This window comes from Microvirgula aerodenitrificans DSM 15089 (genome assembly GCF_000620105.1).
Classification (GTDB): domain Bacteria; phylum Pseudomonadota; class Gammaproteobacteria; order Burkholderiales; family Aquaspirillaceae; genus Microvirgula; species Microvirgula aerodenitrificans.
Map to the genome: position 1 here is coordinate 321,134 of NZ_JHVK01000002.1, position 14,022 is coordinate 335,155.

Genomic DNA, 14,022 nt, shown 5'->3' on the forward strand with positions numbered 1-14,022 from the left:
CGTTCACGACACCAGTGGCAGCAGATAGCCTTCATGGCCAAGCAGCCACAACTTGATGTCGAGCCGCTCGCCGTCCTGGCGATGATCGAAGCCGCCGAGCCCGCGCGCGGCCAGCACGCGATGACAGGGCACCAGCAGCGGCAGCGGGTTGCTGCCGCACGCCTGGCCGACCGCCCGCGCACTCGACCCCAGCTGCACCGCCAGCTCGCCGTAGCGCAGCACGCGGCCAGCCGGAATGGCCACCAGCGCCGCCCATACCCGCTGCTGGAACGGCGTGCCACCGCGCCGTTGCGGAACGCTGAACGTTGCTGACGGGTCGCTGAAGTAGTGTTCCAGCTCATGGCAGACCTGGATGGCCAGTTCGCCCCGTGGCGGCTGCACGGCGGTCGGCGCCGGCAGGAAATCGAGCCCGGTCAGCACGGCGCCATCGTCACGGATGCCGAGCCGGCCGCCCCAGGGAGCGGGTATCACGGCGCTGTACATGCAGGCCTCCTTCTTGCTGTGCATGGTCTGGACAAACAAAAAGCGCGAACTGAGTTCGCGCTTTTTGTTCGCTGCATCGCCATCGACGGATCGACGGCGCCGGCATTACGCCGCCGGTTGCACGCGCTTGGTCAGCTTTTCCTTGATGCGAGCCGACTTGCCCGAACGTTCGCGCAGGTAGTACAGCTTTGCACGACGGACATCACCGCGACGCTTGACGTCAACGGCGACGACCAGCGGCGAGTAGGTCTGGAACGTACGTTCCACGCCTTCGCCCGACGAGATCTTGCGCACGGTGAACGCGCTGTTCAGACCGCGATTGCGCTTGGCGATGACCACACCCTCGAACGCTTGCAGACGTTCGCGGTTGCCTTCCTTGACCTTCACTTGCACCACAACGGTGTCACCCGGGCCGAAGGCGGGAATGGTTTTGTCGAGGCGGGCGATTTCTTCCTGCTCGAGTTGCTGAATCAGATTCATGGTTAACTCCTGTTGTTTTCCGGGGCTTGTTCCTGCTGGTACTGAGCCAGCAGCCGAGCCTCCTGTTTACTGAGCTGCTTGTTCGCCATCAGGTCGGGCCGTCTTTCGAGGGTCCGCCCCAGCGACATTTTCAGTCGCCATTTGGCGATTTCGGCATGGTTGCCCGAAAGCAACACATCCGGTACGCGCTGGCCGTCGTATTCCTCGGGCCGCGTGTAGTGCGGACAATCGAGCAGTCCGGTCGCGAACGAGTCCTGCTCGGCGGATTGCGCGTCGTTCAGCACGCCGGGCAATCTGCGCACGATCGAATCGATCAGCACCATGGCGGGGAGTTCCCCGCCGGACAGTACGTAATCGCCGATCGAGATTTCCTCGTCGATTTCGCGTTGAATCAAGCGCTCGTCCACACCTTCGTAGCGACCGCACAGCAGCACGATACCCGGCGTCGCCGCCAGTTCGCACACTCTGGCATCCGTCAGCGGCCGGCCTTGCGGAGACAGGTAGATGACCCTGGGCCGCTCGACCCCCAATGCCTGCTGTCGCCGCCGCGCGGCATCGAGCGCCTGCGCCAGCGGGTCCACCAGCATGACCATGCCGGGCCCACCGCCATACGGACGGTCATCGACCGTCTTGTAATTGTCGGTGGCGTAGTCGCGCGGGTTCCAGGCCTGAAAGCCCCAGATGCCCTGCTCGACTGCCCGTCGCGTCACACCGTGCTGCGTCACCGCGTCGAACATCGGCGGAAACAGCGTGACGACATCGATCTGCATCAGTAGTCGCGTTCCCAGTCCACTGTCAGGCGCTTGCCCGGCAGGTCGACATCAAGAACATAGACGCCGACAAACGGAATCAGGTGCTTGGTATCGGTGTCGCGGACGACGATGACGGCGGACGCGCCGGTCTCGAACAGGCTTTCGACCTGCCCGAGCGACTCGCCTGCCCGGTTGAACACCGCCAGACCGACCAGGTCGTTCCAGTAGTATTCGCCGTCGGCGGGTGCGGGCAACTGCGCCCGCGGCACGGCCACCTGACAGCCGCGCAGGCCAAAGGCCACATCGCGGTCGTCAACGCCTTCGAGCTTGGCGGTAATGCCCTTGTTCTGGGCTGCGCCTTCCTCGAGGCGGTATTCGCGCCACTCGCCGTTACGTCCCAGCCACCAGACCGGGTAGTCGAACAGGCTGTCATCGAACTCGGTGTCGGCATGCACGCGCAACCAGCCGCGAATGCCGAAAACGCCGGAGACATACCCCATGACGACCAGATCTTGTGTATCCACTAATGCCGAACCTTGCTGCAATTCAATTCAATTCGAAATCAGGTTGCCTGAATCAGGCAGCCTTTTGTTGCTGGAGCAGCTTGGCGACAGCATCGCTCACTTGGGCGCCGACGCTGGTCCAGTGGTTCAGACGGTCCAGGTTCAGACGCACGCGTTCGGTGCCTTCGGTCGCGACCGGGTTGTAGAAACCCACGCGCTCGATGAAACGGCCGTCGCGGCGATTACGCGAGTCGGTAACGACCACATTGTAAAACGGACGGTCTTTGGCACCGCCACGGGCAAGACGAATCACAACCATTGAGTTGCCTCTTTCTAAAAAACCGGGTGAACGTGAAACAGCGGATTTTACTGGGTTTTTCCGCTCAGAGGCAAGCAGAAGACGTACGTGTCGTCAAGCGGTGGCTTTGGCCTTGCTGGCCTCGTCCAGCTGGACCGTGCACAGGGTCAGGGCACGATCCTCGGGATGCGGCTCGATCTTGAAGCCCAGCTTGTGCATCAGCTTCAGCATGCCCTTGTTGCTGGCAAGCACTTCGCCATACATGCTCTTGAGGCCCTGCTCGTGCGCCGCGGAGAAAATCGCCTGCATCATGATCGGCCCGATCCCGCGCCCCTGCCATGCATCGCCAACCACCAGCGCGAACTCGCAAGTCTCGTTGTCCGACTCGGTAAAGTAGCGCGATACCGCCAGTTGCTCGACTTCGCGCCCCTCGACTTCACGCATCATGACGAAGGCCAGCTCGCGGTCGTAGTCGAGCTGGGTGAAGCGGACCAGCAGCTGCTGCGACAGCTGCTTGATGCTCGACATGTAGCGGTTGTAGCGGCTCTCCTCCGACAGCCCGCGCACGAAGGTCTGCTGCATCTCGGCGTCTTCCGGCCGCATCGGGCGGATGGTGACGATGGTGCCGTCGTTGAGCTTGGCGCTGTGGACGCGGTCGCTCGGATACGGCATCACCGACATGTGCGAGTAGCGGCGCGCGCGCTTGGCCTTGCGCACCACGACCCGCGCATCGAGCGCGATCACGCCGTTCTCGTCGGCAATCAGCGGATTGACGTCCATTTCGTACAGCTCGGGCAGCTCGCAGACCATTTCCGAGACACGCAGCAGCACCTGGGTCAGCGCCATCATGTCGATCGGTGGCATGTTCTTGAACGCGCCGAGGATTTTCGACACCCGGGTGCGCGCAATCATCTGCCGCACCAGGTAGTCGTTCAGCGGCGGCAGCGCCAGGCTGGTGTCGTCCAGCACCTCGACGGCAATGCCACCCATGCCGAAGGTCACCACCGGACCGAACGACTCGTCGTGGGTCACGCCAATCATCAGTTCGCGGCCATAGCGCGGGCGGGTCATCGGCTGGACCAGAATGCCGTTGATGACCGCATCCGGCCGGTTCAGCCGCGCACGCTGCAGGATGGCATCGAACATTGCCCGCACGGCCGCTTCGGTGCGCAGGTTCAGCTCCACGCCACCGACATCGGACTTGTAGATGATGTCCAGCGAGTCGATCTTCAGCACCACCGGATAGCCGAGTGCCTGCGCATGAGCGACGGCCTCGTCGGAATCGTGCGCCAGTCGCGCCTCGTTGACCGGGATGTTGAATGCGGCCAGTACCGCTTTCGACTGCTGTTCGGACAGCACGGTGCGGCCTTCGGCCAGCGCTTCCTGGATGATCTTGCGCGCCCGGTTCGGGTGGGTCGGCACTTGTGCCACGTATTCGAGCGGCCCCGGCGTCTGCATCAGCAGCTGCTGGTTGCGGTGGAAGGTCGCCAGCGCGCGGAACACCTCGACGGCGAACTCCGGCGCGTGGAAGTGCACGATGCGGTTCTGCACGAACAGCGCACGGCTTTCCGCCACCTTGGTGTCGCCGAGCCAGCACAGGAACAGCGGCTTGTGGATTTCTTTCTGCAGTCCGACCATCAGCTGGGCGGTGGCAAAGTGATCGGTACCGATCTGCGGTGTCAGGATGGTCAGCACGCCGTCGACGCCGGGGTCGTCCAGACAGGCCTTGACCGCCGTGCGGTAGCGGGCCGGGCTGGCGTCACCGATGATGTCGACCGGATTGCGCCGCGACCAGTTGACCGGCAGCACATCGTTCAGCAGCTTGATGGTGTCCTCGGACAGCGTGGCCAGTTCGACATGATTGGCGCGCGCGCTGTCGGCGGCGAGAATCCCCGGCCCGATGCCGTTGGTCACGATGGCCAGCCGGCCACCCTGCACCCGGTAATTGGCCGCCAGCACCCGCGCGGCGGTGAACAGCTGGGCGATGGTGTTGACCCGCAGCACGCCGGCCCGCTCCAGTGCGATGTCATAGACGTCCTCGCTGGCGACCAGATGGCTGGAATGGGTGACGCCGGTCAGCGGCGCATCGTCGCGCCGCGACTTGATGACCACCACCGGCTTGGTACGCGCGGCCATGCGCAGCGCGCTCATGAAGCGGCGGGCGTCATGCAGGTGATGGACGTGCAGCAGGATGCCCTGGGTCTGCGGGTCCACCACCAGATAATCGAGGATTTCACCGAAGTCGAGGTCGACGCTGTCGCCCATCGAGATCACGCTGGTAAAGCCGATGCCCTTGGCGTCGGCCCAGTCGAGCATTGCCGCGCACAGCGCCGACGAATGCGACACCAGCGCCAGGTTGCCGCTGCGGACACGTCCGGAATAGTTGCTGGCGTTCAGGCCGATGACCGGCCGCATCAGACCGAGCATGTTCGGGCCGAGCACGCGGATGCCGTAATGGCGGGCAATCGACACCGCCTCCTGCATCACTTCGCTGGACAGCGGGTCGGCGTCGGCAAACTCCTTGGCCAGCAGCACCGCCTTGACGCCTTTCTTGCCACAGTCCTTCATGATGCCCGGCCAGCTGCGCACCGCCGTGGTCACCACGGCCAGGTCGACCGGTCCCTCTATCGAGCGCACCGAACTGACGGCGGCCATGCCGCCGACCACGCGGTGGTTGAGGTTGACCGGATACAGCTTGCCCTTGAACCCGCCGGCCATCAGGTTTGTGAATACCGCCTGCCCCACCGAACCCGGCGTTTCGCTGGCCCCGATGACGGCAATGTGTTTGGGAGAGAGCAGTGGCGTGAGGTAGTGCGGCTTCATGGTGATCCTGATAGGCGGACTTGCGTTATGGGGCTCAACAGTTTCAGTGGCGTCGGGCGCCTGCCCGGCTGATTGAAAGGATCGTGAGTGTGGCGGCCTGCCTGTTTGTCCAACACTCGCCGCGTCCGGACAGGGCCTGGGCCCCGGTATCCGGACGGATGACGAACATGCACAATGCCAGCCGCCGCGACATCATGCCAGAGCATCATTACTGCAATATGGCCTGACAGCGCTTGCGCGCCGTCAATTGTCCGGCGCCCGTTCATGCATATGGGCTGCAGCGCTGTGGTTTTTTTGATAATGTTTTCCGGTTTTGTCCGTCCGGATGGCCGTGCCTGGGCGCTGGCGGCGAACGTCCGCCCGGCCAGACGGTCTGACTTCTGCATTCGATTCACTAGCTGCCGGCGCCTGCGCCGGCCGGAGAGTAGCACCATGACCCGCGTTGTCACGCTGGCACACTATTACACCCAGCCCGAAGTCCAGCAGATGGCGGACAAGGTCGGCGACAGCCTGGAGCTGTCGCTGTACGCCCGTGACGCCGAAGCCGACATCATCGTGTTCGCCGGTGTCCGCTTCATGGCCGAAACCGCCAAGATCCTGAACCCCGGCGCGACCGTGATCCTGCCGGACAGCGGCTCGACCTGTTCGCTGGTCACCCAGACCGATGTCGGTGCCCTGGCGGCCTGGCGCGCGCGCTACCCGGACCACGTGCACGTGTCGTACATCAACTCGTCGGCCGAGCACAAGGCGCTGTCCGACTGGATCGTCACCAGCCGCAACGTCGACGACATCATTGCCGACCTGTACAGCCAGGGCAAAAAGGTCATTTTCTCGCCGGACCGCAATATGGGCGCCTACCTGAACTTCCAGTACGGCTACGACATGCCGCTGTGGAGTGCGGTGTGCGAGGTGCACGACAAGTTCAACGAAGCGGCACTCGACGAGGCGTTTGCCGCCATCGACGGCAAGGGCACCCGCTTCCTGATCGCCCACCCGGAAAGCCCGCTGCCGGTGCTCAAGCGCGCCGACTACATCGGCTCGACCTCCGGCATGCTGAACTGGGTCAGGGATTACGCCGGCGACCCGTCCGCCGTGCTGTTCGTCGCCACCGAGGACGGCATTCTGTACAACATGCATCAGGCGCGCCCCGATCTGGACCTGCGCCAGGCGCCGATCTATACCGGCTGTCAGTGCAACTCCTGTCCGTACATGAAACTGAACACGGTTGACGCAGTGCGCCGCGCGCAGGCGGGCGCAGGCACGGTCATCGATTACCTGACGCCGGCACAGATGGATGCCGCCCGTCTGCCGATCGAACGCATGCTCGAATTCAGCCAGCAGCGCTACCGCGCCTGATACAGGTCATGGCGGCGCGGAACCGGGGCCGGTCCCGCGCCATCAATAGCTGCAGCGGGGGTTCTCTTGCCGGCCGGGACGGTTACAATCGGACAAGTTCAATTCGAGGTTCCGCATGAAATTCCTGCTCAGCAATGACGACGGCTACTTTGCACCCGGTATCGAGGCACTGGCGGCGGCGTTGCGCCCGTATGGCGACGTGACCGTGGTCGCGCCGGAACGGGACAGGAGCGGGGCCAGCAACTCGCTGACACTGGACCGTCCGCTGTCCCTGCGGCGTGCCCCCAACGGTTTTTACTTCGTCAACGGCACGCCGACCGACTGTGTGCACCTGGCGGTCACCGGCATGCTCGACAGCATTCCCGACATGGTGATCTCCGGCATCAACCACGGTGCCAACATGGGCGACGATACCGTGTACTCCGGCACGGTCGCCGCGGCGACCGAAGGTTTCCTGCTCGGCGTGCCGTCGATCGCGGTGTCGCTGGTCAGCAAGCCCGGCGCCTGGCTGGACACGGCTGCCCGCGTGACCCTTGATCTGGTCGAGCGGCTGATCGAACAGCCGCTGTCCGAGCCGACGCTGCTGAATGTCAATGTGCCCGACCTGCCGTATTCGGCGCTGAAGGGCATGAAGATCACCCGCCTCGGCCGCCGCCACCATGCCGAGCCGGTGGTCAGGAGCGTGAATCCGCGCGGCGACACCGTGTACTGGGTCGGCGCGGTCGGCCCGGCGCAGGATGCCGGTCCGGACACTGATTTCCACGCGGTGAAGAACGGCCATGTGTCGGTCACGCCGCTGTCCATCGATCTGACCTCGCATCGCCAACTTCCCGGACTGACCCAATGGCTGACCCGCTGAGCCTCGCCCCGGGCGGGGGCTACGGCATGACTTCCGAGCGCACCCGCCGGCGCATGATCGACCGCCTGCGCGAGAACGGCATCCGTGACGAACGCGTGCTGGCGGCCATGTACGAGATTCCCCGCCACGTCTTCGTCGATCCGGCGCTGTCGTCGCGCGCCTACGACGACACGTCGCTGCCGCTCGGTCACGGCCAGACCATTTCCCAGCCATGGACCGTGGCGCGCATGAGCGAGCTGCTGCTTGCCGACGGCCGCCAGCCGCAAAAGGTACTGGAAATCGGTACCGGCTGCGGTTACCAGACCGCCGTCCTGGCCCGGCTGATCCGCGAGGTCTACTCGGTCGAACGGATTGGTGCCCTGCTCGATCGCGCCAGAATGAACTTGCGCACCGTTAAGCTGGTCACACCCCGGTTGGTGCACAGTGATGGCCGGCTCGGTCTGATCGAGGCCGCACCGTTCGACAGCATCCTGATGGCCGCCGCCGCACCGGCGCTGTCCGAGGAACTGATCAACCAGCTTGCCCCCGGCGGCCGGATGGTCTTGCCGATCGGCAACGAGCAGGAACAGTATCTGTGGGTGGTCGACAAGACCGCACACGGGGTCAACCGGACCCGCTACGACGCGGTCAAGTTCGTCCCGCTGCTGCCAGGCAAGTCCTGAGCCTCCCACCCGCCGCGAACGGTCCGGCAGAATGCACCGGCACGGGAAAAGCCGCCATTGCTGAATCCCGATTTAGTGCTGGACATTTGCCCAATTCGCCCTTACACGTATCAGCCCAAAAGATTCTATGCACGGCGCACACCCTATTTTGAAACGAATTGCATTGATTATCGGCAGTGTCACGCTGCTGGCAGCCTGCTCGTCGATGACGCAGCCCGCCGCACCGGTCGTCCAGTACGGCGGCCGCGCGGCGACCACCAGCGCGCCGGCCCCGGACACCGGCGCCAGCAGCTCGGATGTCTACGCGGTCAAGCCGGCCGAGCGCATTGCACCGATCGGCGGCAGCCGCACGTCGACAATCTCCGCCCCGGCAGCGAACGCCTCCGACGCGCCGGAGTCCTATACGGTCAAGCCCGGTGACAACCTGTTCCGGATTGCATTGAACAATGGCCTCGGCTACCGCGAGCTGGCCGAACTGAACGGCATTGGCAATCCGGCCGACATCAAGGTCGGCCAGGTACTGAAATTGCGTGCCTCCGAACAGGAGGCCAGCCCGACCCCGCACACGCAGGCAGCAACGGCAGCGGCCGAGGTGCCGGCAGAGACCGCCAGCGCGTCGTCAGCCCCCATCAGCAGCGGCAATGGCGAGTCCAGGCAGTACCCGAAGGCGATCAAGCTGCCGTATGGCGACAATGCCGCCACCCGGCTGGCACAGTTGAGTGAAGGCCAGAACGGCAATGGCACGGCGGCTGTCGCCAGTGCGCCGGCCAGAACGGCGCCGGAAGAACACAAGGCGGCGGCCGACAAGCCGGCAGCCACGACGCCCGCCCCGGCAGCGGCAGCAGGCGATGAACAGGTGGCCGGCGGCTGGCTGTGGCCGACCGATGGCAAGATCGCTGGCCGCTACAACGCGACCAGCAAGGGACTGGATATTACCGGCAAGAGCGGACAGACCATCGTCGCGGCGGCCGACGGCAAGGTTGTCTACAGCGGCAGCGGACTGCGCGGCTATGGCAAGCTCGTCATCATCAAGCACAACAAGACCTTCCTCTCCGCCTACGCGCACAACAGCGCGCTGTCGGTGAAGGAAGGCCAAGCCGTGAAGAAAGGGCAGAAGATCGCCGAAATGGGGAATACGGACGCCGACCAGGTGAAGCTCCACTTCGAGATTCGCCGCTACGGCAAGCCCGTAGACCCCGAAAACTATCTGGCCAAACGCTAGTAGCTGGAGACTGACCGACTCCGGACTGCGTGGCCAAATGAGGGGAAACGCATGGACAGCAACGAAACCGACCGCCTGGAAGAAAACCTGGACGACATCGCGGAAGCACAAGAAGAAGCCAGCGATGCGGACGAAGAAGAAGCCAGTACCCCCGCCTACGAGGAGATCGCCGATGTCACGCAGATCTACCTCAACGACATCGGCAATAACGCGTTACTGACGCCGGATCAGGAGCGTGCGCTTGCCCGCCGCGTGGTACAGGGCGACTTCGAGGCGCGACAGCGCATGATCGAGCACAACCTGCGCCTGGTGGTGAATATCGCCAAGCATTACATCAACCGCGGCATGGCCCTGCTCGATCTGATCGAGGAAGGCAATATCGGTTTGATGCATGCGCTGGAGAAATTCGACCCCGAGCGGGGCTTCCGCTTCTCGACCTATGCGACGTGGTGGATTCGCCAGTCGATCGAGCGCGCGATCATGAACCAGTCGCGAACCATTCGCCTGCCGGTCCATGTGATCAAGGAGCTCAACGTCTACCTGCGTGCCTCGCGCCATCTGGAGAGCCAGATCGGCCGCGAGCCGACCGTGGAAGAAATTGCCCACATGGTCGGCAAGTCGCCGGACGAGGTGCGCCGGGTGATGAGCCTGAACGAGCGCATGGCATCACTGGATGCGCCGCTGGACATCGACCCGATGCTGACCATCGGCGAGTCGATTCCGGACGAGCAGCACGAAGAGCCTGACGTCCAGCTGCACAGCAATCAGGTCACCCGCTACGTGCGGGCATGGCTGAAGCAGCTGACCGACAAGCAGCGCATGGTCATCGAGCGCCGCTACGGGCTGAACGGCTACGAGATCTGCACGCTGGAGGAACTGGCCGAAAGCCTGAACCTGACCCGGGAACGGGTGCGCCAGATCCAGATCGAAGGGCTGGAAAGCCTGCGCCGCATCCTGCGGCGCAAGGGCGTGACCAAGGACATGCTGTTCTGATTGCGTCCACGTACGTCACTCCGGGTCGCCGCCGGCCTTCAGCCAGCGGCGTTCCGGAGTGTCAGCCTGCACTGATCGCCCGCACGGCGATCAGTGATTTCCGGCCTTGATCAGGCGCGCGGCGTCCAGCGCGTAATAGGTCAGGATGCCGTCGGCACCGGCACGCTTGAAGGCCAGCAGACTCTCCATGATGCTCTTGTCACGATCGAGCCAGCCGTTGAGGATCGCCGCCTGCAGCATCGCGTACTCGCCCGATACCTGGTAGGCGAACGTCGGCACGCTGAACTGGTCCTTGACCCGGCGAATGACATCCAGATACGGCATGCCCGGCTTGACCATGACCATATCGGCACCTTCGGCCAGATCGGCAGCCACTTCCTGCAGGGCCTCGTCGCTGTTGGCCGGGTCCATCTGGTAGGTCTTCTTGTCGGCGCGTCCCAGGTTTGCCGACGAGCCCACCGCGTCGCGGAACGGGCCATAGAAACACGAAGCGTACTTGGCGGCATAACTCATGATGCGGACGTGGATATGGCCTTCGGCCTCCAGCGCCTGGCGCATCGCGCCAATGCGGCCGTCCATCATGTCGGACGGCGCGACCACGTCGACGCCGGCCGCAGCATGGCACAGTGCCTGGCGAACCAGCACTTCGGTGGTCACGTCATTGATCACGTAGCCGTTTTCGTCGATCACGCCGTCCTGGCCATGGGTGGTGTACGGGTCGAGCGCACCATCGGTGATGATGCCCAGCTGCGGGAACTCGCGCTTCAGCGCGCGCACGACGCGCGGCACCAGCCCGTCCGGGTTGTAGGCCTCGGCGCCATCCAGCGACTTGCCGTCCTCGATGACCGGGAACAGCGCCAGCGCCGGTACGCCGAGCGACACCGCCTCTTCTGCCGTGCGCAGCAGCAGATCCAGGCTCTGGCGCTTGACGCCGGGCATCGATTCGACAGCCTGTTCGCGATTCTGGCCATCCAGCACGAAGACCGGGTAGATCAGGTCATTGGCAGTCAGCACGTTTTCCCGCATCAGGCGACGGGAGAAATCGTCGCGGCGCATGCGGCGCGCGCGCCAGGCCGGGAACGGGCGGTCGATCGGGGTCATTACGCTTTCCTCAGTTTTTTTTCAGTAAACGGATCATCGTGCACAGCGTCAGGACCAGCTTGGCGCCGATGAGCAGGATCCAGAACCAGGTGTTTTCGAATACGGTCATATCCGGTTCGCATGGCAACGAAAGTATACGCCCGGGGACCTTAAGCGGCGCTGTGGGCGGCGGTTTCGATGGCGTTCGCGATCTCGCGCGCCCAGCGGGCGGCCAGCTCGGCATCATCGGCCTCGACCATCACCCGGACGACCGGTTCGGTGCCGCTCGGCCGCAGCACGACCCGGCCGCGTCCGGCCAGCGCCTGTTCGGCTGCCGCCATCGGCGCCACGGTCGCCGGCTTCCAGTCGGTCCCCTTCTGCACCCGGACATTGATCATGGTCTGCGGGAACGGCTGCCAGTCACGGCAGATGGTCTCCAGCGACGCATCCAGCGTTTTCATCGCGGCGAACACCTGCAGCGCCGACACGATGCCGTCGCCGGTCGAGTGTTTGTCCAGGCACAGGATATGCCCGCTGGCTTCGCCGCCGAGCAGCCAGCCGCGCGCCTTCAGCATTTCCAGCACATAGCGGTCACCGACCCTGGAGCGGGCGAACTCGATGCCGCGGTTCTGCAGCGCCAGTTCCATGCCGAGGTTGGTCATCACCGTGCCGACCACGCCGCTGCCCTGCAGTTCGCCGCGCTGCATCCGCGCCCGTGCGATCACGTAGATCAGCTGGTCGCCGTCATACACGCGGCCGGCATTGTCGACCATGATCAGCCGGTCGCCGTCACCGTCCAGCGCCACGCCGATATCGGCGTCGTGCTGCAGCACGGCGGCCTGCAGATGGCGCGGGTGGGTCGCACCGCAGCCGTCGTTGATATTGAAGCCGTTCGGGGCGGCGCCGGTGGCGATGACCTGGGCGCCGAGTTCGTGGAATACCGACGGCGCGATGTGATAGGTCGCGCCGTGCGCGCAGTCAACCACGATGCGCAGCCCGCGCAGGTCGAACTCGTTAGGGAACGTGCTCTTGCAGAATTCGATATAGCGGTCGGCAGCCGTGTCGATGCGCTTGGCGCGGCCCAGTTCCCGCGACGGTTTGGTGTCCATCGGTGCATCGATCAGCGCTTCGATTTCGGCTTCCAGCGCATCGTCGAGCTTGTTGCCACCAGCGGCGAAGAACTTGATGCCGTTGTCCGAATACGGGTTGTGCGATGCCGAGATCACCACGCCGGCATCCAGGCGCAAGGCCCGGGTCAGGTAGGCGATGCCCGGCGTCGGCAGCGGGCCGGTCAGCCGGACATTGACCCCGGCCGCCGTAAACCCAGCCTGCAGTGCGGCTTCGAGCATATAGCCGGAGACCCGCGTGTCCTTGCCGATCAGCACGGTCGGATGCGGGCTGTCGGCCTTGACCAGTACCCGCCCGGCCGCATAGCCGAGCTTGAGTACGAAATCGGGGCTGATCGGGTGCTTGCCGACTTCGCCGCGAACACCATCGGTACCGAAATACTTGCGTTGCGCCATGAGTTTCTCCGGATGCGGGCTGGCCGCACGGGGGGTAAGGGGAAGAAGGAAACGACCTAGCTGGCGGCCCGGGTCGCGCGCCAGACCGCCAGTGCTTCGCAGGTTTCACGCACGTCGTGCACGCGCAGAATGGCCGCGCCGCGCCCGGCGGCGATCAGCGCCCCGGCCACGCTGGCGCTGACCCGTGCCGCGGGCTCGGCAATGCCGGTGACCGCACCGAGCATGGTCTTGCGCGACAGCCCGGCCAGAACCGGCGCGATGGTCGCAAAGCGGTCCAGATGTGCCAGCAGCGCATAGTTGTGGTCGACGGTCTTGCCGAAACCGAAGCCCGGGTCGACCAGCAGCCGCTCGCGGCCGATGCCGGCAGCGATGCAGACGGCGACCCGTTCAGTCAGGTAGGCCTGCACTTCGTCGACCACGTCGCGCTGATAGGACGGATCGTGCTGCATGTTCTGCGGCTCGCCCTGCTTGTGCATCAGGCACACCGCGGCGTCGCTGCCGGCCAGCAGCGCCACGGCGCCGTCGTCCTCCAGCGCCGCCACGTCGTTGATCAGATCGACACCGATCGCGAGTCCGGCCTGCATCACTACCGTGTGCCGCGTATCCAGCGACAGCGGTACGCCGATGTCGCGCAGCCGTTCCAGCAGCGGCAGCACCCGGTCCATTTCCTGCTGGACCGTTACCGGCGCCGCATCCGGCCGGGTCGATTCGCCCCCGATGTCGAGGATGTCGGCGCCGTCGCGCACCAGCTTCAGTGCATGGTCAAGCGCCTGGTCCGGAAGCGCATGGCGACCGCCGTCGGAAAAGGAATCCGGTGTGACATTGACGATGCCCATCACCAGCGGACGTTCGAGCGACAGCGTGAAGCGGCCGCAGTGCAGAGTATTCATAGGCAGTAGGGGAAGGCTAAATGAAAACGCGACAGCCAGGCTGTCGCGTCATTATCCACTGAATTTCGTACCCGGTCTCAAACCGGGCAGCCCGTCAG

Annotated in this window: 14 protein-coding genes; 5 read left to right on the plus strand and 9 right to left on the minus strand. The window is 64.5% G+C overall.

Annotated features, from left to right (window positions below; translation table 11 throughout):
- Positions 1–3: 3 nt before the first annotated feature.
- From Q352_RS0103290 to Q352_RS0103315, 6 genes are all read right to left on the minus strand, one after another.
- The gene (locus Q352_RS0103290; protein ID WP_036385189.1) at positions 4–483 is read right to left on the minus strand and encodes a methylated-DNA--[protein]-cysteine S-methyltransferase; all 480 of its coding nucleotides are present in this window, start codon (positions 481–483) and stop codon (positions 4–6) included.
- Positions 484–588: 105 nt separating this feature from the next.
- Entirely contained in the window at positions 589–963 is a 375-nt protein-coding gene (gene rplS, locus Q352_RS0103295) for a 50S ribosomal protein L19 (RefSeq protein ID WP_028498121.1), read from the minus strand.
- Between the two features lie 2 nt (positions 964–965).
- Entirely contained in the window at positions 966–1,733 is a 768-nt protein-coding gene (gene trmD / locus Q352_RS0103300) for a tRNA (guanosine(37)-N1)-methyltransferase TrmD (protein WP_028498122.1), read from the minus strand.
- The gene (gene rimM / locus Q352_RS0103305) at positions 1,733–2,239 is read right to left on the minus strand and encodes a ribosome maturation factor RimM (RefSeq protein WP_199489712.1); all 507 of its coding nucleotides are present in this window, start codon (positions 2,237–2,239) and stop codon (positions 1,733–1,735) included. Before rimM ends, trmD begins: the two co-directional genes overlap by 1 nt.
- A 52-nt stretch (positions 2,240–2,291) precedes the next feature.
- On the minus strand, positions 2,292–2,537 hold the full coding sequence (gene rpsP, locus Q352_RS0103310) for a 30S ribosomal protein S16 (RefSeq protein WP_028498124.1): 246 nt from the start codon (positions 2,535–2,537) through the stop codon (positions 2,292–2,294).
- Positions 2,538–2,630: 93 nt separating this feature from the next.
- Positions 2,631–5,339 carry a bifunctional acetate--CoA ligase family protein/GNAT family N-acetyltransferase gene (locus tag Q352_RS0103315; RefSeq protein ID WP_028498125.1) on the minus strand — a complete coding sequence of 903 codons (2,709 nt, stop codon included), beginning with the start codon at positions 5,337–5,339 and terminating at the stop codon, positions 2,631–2,633.
- A 432-nt stretch (positions 5,340–5,771) separates the two neighbouring features.
- Between Q352_RS0103315 and nadA the strand changes: the two genes are divergently transcribed.
- The 5 genes from nadA (at position 5,772) to rpoS (ending at position 10,431) form a co-directional block, all read left to right on the plus strand.
- Complete coding sequence (gene nadA / locus Q352_RS0103325) at positions 5,772–6,695, plus strand: quinolinate synthase NadA (RefSeq protein ID WP_028498126.1); 924 nt, start codon at positions 5,772–5,774, stop codon at positions 6,693–6,695.
- A gap of 115 nt (positions 6,696–6,810) precedes the next feature.
- Complete coding sequence (gene surE, locus Q352_RS0103330) at positions 6,811–7,554, plus strand: 5'/3'-nucleotidase SurE (RefSeq protein ID WP_028498127.1); 744 nt, start codon at positions 6,811–6,813, stop codon at positions 7,552–7,554.
- Positions 7,539–8,216 carry a protein-L-isoaspartate(D-aspartate) O-methyltransferase gene (locus Q352_RS0103335; RefSeq protein ID WP_028498128.1) on the plus strand — a complete coding sequence of 226 codons (678 nt, stop codon included), beginning with the start codon at positions 7,539–7,541 and terminating at the stop codon, positions 8,214–8,216. The genes surE and Q352_RS0103335 overlap by 16 nt, the downstream gene beginning before the upstream one ends.
- A 148-nt stretch (positions 8,217–8,364) precedes the next feature.
- Complete coding sequence (locus Q352_RS0103340) at positions 8,365–9,438, plus strand: peptidoglycan DD-metalloendopeptidase family protein (protein WP_028498129.1); 1,074 nt, start codon at positions 8,365–8,367, stop codon at positions 9,436–9,438.
- A gap of 51 nt (positions 9,439–9,489) precedes the next feature.
- Complete coding sequence (rpoS, locus tag Q352_RS0103345) at positions 9,490–10,431, plus strand: RNA polymerase sigma factor RpoS (protein WP_028498130.1); 942 nt, start codon at positions 9,490–9,492, stop codon at positions 10,429–10,431.
- Positions 10,432–10,521: 90 nt separating this feature from the next.
- Here rpoS and hemB read toward each other — a convergent pair whose 3' ends face one another.
- The 3 genes from hemB to folP all read right to left on the minus strand — a co-directional run bounded on the left by hemB (position 10,522) and on the right by folP (position 13,924).
- Positions 10,522–11,532, minus strand: coding sequence for a porphobilinogen synthase (hemB, locus tag Q352_RS0103350; RefSeq protein ID WP_028498131.1), 1,011 nt, complete (start codon positions 11,530–11,532; stop codon positions 10,522–10,524).
- Positions 11,533–11,681: 149 nt separating this feature from the next.
- Positions 11,682–13,034 carry a phosphoglucosamine mutase gene (gene glmM, locus Q352_RS0103360; protein ID WP_028498132.1) on the minus strand — a complete coding sequence of 451 codons (1,353 nt, stop codon included), beginning with the start codon at positions 13,032–13,034 and terminating at the stop codon, positions 11,682–11,684.
- Between the two features lie 56 nt (positions 13,035–13,090).
- Positions 13,091–13,924: a dihydropteroate synthase gene (gene folP, locus Q352_RS0103365; protein ID WP_028498133.1), complete on the minus strand. Its 834-nt coding sequence runs from the start codon at positions 13,922–13,924 to the stop codon at positions 13,091–13,093.
- Positions 13,925–14,022 lie beyond the last annotated feature (98 nt).